The sequence below is a fragment of the Arthrobacter sp. H20 genome, assembly GCF_000520515.1.
Classification (GTDB): Bacteria; Actinomycetota; Actinomycetes; order Actinomycetales; family Micrococcaceae; genus Arthrobacter_D.
Window position 1 is genome coordinate 63,199 of sequence record NZ_KI914752.1, and the last position, 1,507, is coordinate 64,705.

The window sequence follows — 1,507 nt, forward strand, 5'->3', positions numbered from 1 at the left end:
GGCTGACCGGGTGGCGGAGGAACTGAGCACAAGCCGCGAGGATTTCGCGTATGCCAACCTCGCCGTCCGCGGCCGATTGCTCCATCAGATAGTTGACCAGCAGGTGGCGCCGGCGCTGGCCTTGAAGCCTGACCTGATCACCATCTCGGCTGGCGGCAATGACCTGATTCGCCCGGGCGGAGATCCAGACCAGTTGGCTCAACGTCTGGACGCCGCGGTCGAGGCGCTAAGCGCCGATCATGCAACGGTAGTCCTGTTCACCGGTCCTGATGCGCGGGAGTCGGTTCTCGGCAACTTCCGGTCAAAAACAGCCATCTACAACGAGAACCTGAGGATTATCGCCGCCCGGCATGATGCGTTGATCGCCGACATGTGGGCGCTGCGACAGCTGGTGAACCCCCAGATGTGGGATGGAGACCGTTTGCACTTCTCGCCGCTGGGGCACCACACCATCGCGATGATGGTGCTGGAAACCCTCGCGGTGCCTCACTCCCTGACACCCCTTGAGCCGCAGGCACTCCCCCACAAGTCCTGGCGCACTGCGCGCACTGAAGACCTGGTGTGGGCCAAAGTGTATTTTGTTCCGTGGGTGCTCCGCCGGCTGCGGCGTCAGTCCTCGGGTGACGGGGTGCTCGCGAAGCGCCCTGATGCTGCCCCCATCTTTGGCCCCGGCATGCCTCCGGGCGCAGGCAGCTAGGGTGAGAAGGTCACCGACCGGAGTAGAAAGCTTCCCGCAGCCGGCCGTCTAGTTGATGAATCTCCGTCAGGAAGGCGTCGTGCCCGATCGGGGAACTGATCATATTCACGCTCACCTCGCCCGGCAGAGCCTGCGCCAGGGTGTCGGACTGGACCGGGTAGTACAACCGATCCGAGTCCACTGCCGCGATGAAGAACGTGGCACTGGCCCGTCGTAATGCCTCCTCCAGGGTGCCGCGGTCCCGGCCTGCGTCGTGGCCCATAAGTGCCTCGGTCAGCAGGACGTAGCTGTTTGCGTCGAAGCGCGCCACCAGTTTTTCTGCCTGATGATCCAGATAGCTCTCCACCTGGTATCGGCCGCGCTCCGCTGGAGCCGAGCAGCCAAATGGCGTCTCAGCGCCCTGCGCGGACCGCCCGAAGCGATCCTGGAGCTCCGGTTCGGATCGATAGGTAATGTGGGCGATTCGGCGCGCCAGTCCGAGACCGTCCACCGGCCCGGGCCCGGAATAGTAGTCGCCACCGGCGAACCCCGGGTCCAGGCGGATCGAACGCAGTTGGGCCTGTGCGAACGCAATCTGCTCCGCCGAGCTGGCCGCTGTACAGGCGATGACCGCACATCGCTGAACCCGGTCCGGGTACATCAGCGCCCATTCCAGGGCCCGGGCGCCACCGAGTGACCCGCCGATCACCGAGTGCCACTGCCCGATCCCCAGTGCATCCATCAGGCGGGCCTCGGCACGGACCGAGTCCCTGATTGTGATGTAGGGGAACCGGGATCCCCAGGGGACGCCGCCGGGATCAGCAGTGGCTG

Annotated in this window: 2 protein-coding genes; one reads left to right on the forward strand and one right to left on the reverse strand. The window is 65.1% G+C overall.

The features are described 5' to 3' along the window. Nucleotides 1-697 (forward strand): SGNH/GDSL hydrolase family protein (locus Y703_RS20200; RefSeq protein WP_035765394.1); only part of this gene is annotated, 697 nt, incomplete at its 5' end. A gap of 10 nt (nucleotides 698-707) precedes the next feature. Here Y703_RS20200 and metX read toward each other — a convergent pair. Continuing rightward, a partial coding sequence (gene metX / locus Y703_RS20205; protein WP_035765397.1) for a homoserine O-acetyltransferase family protein occupies nucleotides 708-1,507 on the reverse strand: 800 nt, incomplete at its 5' end.